This is a genomic window from Streptomyces sp. NPDC093261, assembly GCF_044753645.1.
Taxonomy (GTDB): domain Bacteria; phylum Actinomycetota; class Actinomycetes; order Streptomycetales; family Streptomycetaceae; genus Streptomyces.
Window position 1 is genome coordinate 1 of sequence record NZ_JBIVNO010000052.1, and the last position, 2395, is coordinate 2395.

The 2395-nt window shown below is 72.9% G+C and carries 1 protein-coding gene and 1 pseudogene; both read right to left on the reverse strand.

The features are described from left to right. Nucleotides 1-769: pseudogene (locus ACIP94_RS38410) on the reverse strand (1,4-alpha-glucan branching enzyme); the annotation flags it as partial. A 41-nt stretch (nt 770-810) separates the two neighbouring features. After that, a complete protein-coding gene (locus ACIP94_RS38415; RefSeq protein ID WP_402436776.1) occupies nt 811-2208 on the reverse strand; it encodes a maltokinase in 1398 nt (465 codons plus the stop codon). Nucleotides 2209-2395: the final 187 nt, after the last annotated feature.

The window sequence follows — 2395 nt, forward strand, 5'->3', positions numbered from 1 at the left end:
GCCGCCAGGACGGCAGATGCACCTCGTACACCGAGAACGGCGCCTCGTGCACGGGCAGGTCCGCCCGGTGCGCGAGCCACTCCTCGTCATGCCACACATAGGCGGACTCGGTGACGACCGACGCGGTCGCCGGCGGCATCTCCGTGCGACGGGCCATGGGGTCCGCGCGCACGGTGTGGGTCCCGTCGGGTCGTGTGATGTCGAACTTGTACAGCGTTCCCGGGCCGATGCCGGGCAGGAACAGCTCCCACACCCCGGACGAGCCGAGCGAGCGCATCGGATGGGCCGTGCCGTCCCAGTGGCAGAAGTCCCCGCAGACCCTCACCCCCTGCGCGTTGGGTGCCCACACCGTGAAGCGGGTGCCGGTGACGCCCTGGTGGGTCATCGGGTGGGCGCCGAGGGCCCGCCAGAGCTGCTCGTGGCGTCCCTCGCCGATGAGGTGCAGGTCCAGCTCGCCGAGCGCGGGCAGGAGGCGGTAGGGGTCGTCGCTCTCCAGTACGCAGTCCTCGTAGGCCACGAGGAGCCGGTACTCCGGGACATCGCGCAGCGGCAGCAGAGCCGAGAAGAACCCGTCGCCGTCCTCGTGCAGCTCCGCCCAGACGCTGTCCATGACGACGGTCACCGAGAGCGCGCGGGGCCTGAGGACGCGGAAGGCCACCCCGCCGGGCGCCGGGTGGGCGCCGAGCACCGCGTGTGGATCGTGGTGCGTGCCCGCCAGCAGCCGCTGCCGCTCGCCGGGCTCCGCGGGTGCGGCACTCGGGCTCCCCAGCTGCGGTGAGCACAGGGGTGGTGGGGATGCGGTGGGGGCGGTCACGATGTCAGCCTCCTCAGGCCAGGGCGTTCGGCGAGGCGCGCGATCGCCACCATCGGCACGGGCAGCCAGTCCGGTCGGTGCCGGGCCTCGTACAGCACCTCGTACACGGCGCGGTCGGTCTCGTAGGCCCGCAGCAGTTCCGGTTCCGAGCGGGGATCCCAGCCGGCGACGGAGGCGTAGCCCGCGCAGTAGGCCTCCCGGCACCGCAGCGCCCACTCGGGGTGCCAGGGCCGGCGGGCGTGGGCGGCGTAGTCGAAGGAGCGGAGCATGCCGGCCACATCGCGCACCGGCGACTGGACACGGCGCCGTTCGGGCAACGGGCGGGCCGGTTCGCCCTCGAAGTCGATCACATGCCACTGCCGTTCCGCGCGCAGCACCTGGCCCAGGTGCAGATCGCCGTGGATCCGCTGCGCGGGCCGGGGCGAGTCGAGGGCCGCCGGTTCGGTGAACGCTGATCGCAGACCGGCCGCGTAGGGCAGCAGTTGCGGTACGGCGTGGAGGGCGTCCCGCAGCCGTTCCATCATGCCGGCCGCGAGCCGCTCGCTGAGGGGCGGCCCCTGGGACTCGACGGGAAACGCGGCGGCGAGGGCGAGGTGCACCTCGGCCGTGGCCTGCCCCATCTCATAGGCCTCCTCGGTGAACTCCCGCCCGGCCGCGAGCGCGGCCAGCGCCTGCGTCCATCCGTCGTCGGCGCCACACAGGAACGGCTGGAGCACCCCGAGAGTCGCGGCCCACGGGCTGGAGGTGCGGAACCAGGCCACCGGGGCGAGGACGCGGGTGCAGCCCTGCCGGGCCAGGGCCCAGGGCACCTCCAGGTCCGGGTTGATGCCGGGCCGCACTCGGCGGAAGAGTTTCAGGATGTACGCGTCGCCGTACACCAGGGAGGAGTTGGACTGCTCGGCTTCGAGCAGGCGCGGGGTGAGACCGGCGGGGATCGTCACCCCTCCGTCGCGTTCGAAGCGCAGGGCGCCCGCGGTGCCCGGCGTGCGCAGCCGCTCCAGCAGCAGGGATGCCGAGCGGGGGTCGTGCAGGGCGTCGTACACGAGCAGCCCGGTCAGCGGACCCTCGCGGACGCGTCCGAGGACGGCCGTGTGGTGCCGGGGTATGAGGAACTCGCCGAACCCCAGGACCAGTTGGTAACAGTCGCGGACCGGGGTGGCGCGCGCCGTGCCGCTCGCCGACAGTTCGGGATACTCGGCGCGGAGCAGAAGATGCAGGCAGTCCGGGCGCAGTTCGGTCACCGAGAGCAGCGCCAGGTCCGTGACGGGACGTCCCTTGCCCGCGAACCAGCGCTGCCGTGGCAGCCAGGTGCGCAGCAGACCGGACAGTGAGGGCAGCAGCGAGGCGGGGCCGAGGCTGTCCGGGCGGAGTAGTGCGCTCTCGGTCTTCGTCATGGCGTCCGTCCTTTCCGTCCGGGGCGGCCGAGGGAGAGCAGCGGCCATGAGTCAACGGGCCACGACCAGGTTCACCTTGGTGGCCTGGGGGACGTCCTTGCGGAGCCGGAACCAGTAGAAGCCGTGGCCTGCGAGGGTGAGCAGGTAGGGCAGTTCGCCGATGGCCGGGAAGCGGACCCCGCCGATG

Bases quoted from the DNA above. Each gene is read 5' to 3' on its own strand.
- ACIP94_RS38415 (WP_402436776.1), bottom strand. From the start codon at position 2,208: ATGACGAAGACCGAGAGCGCACTACTCCGCCCGGACAGCCTCGGCCCC.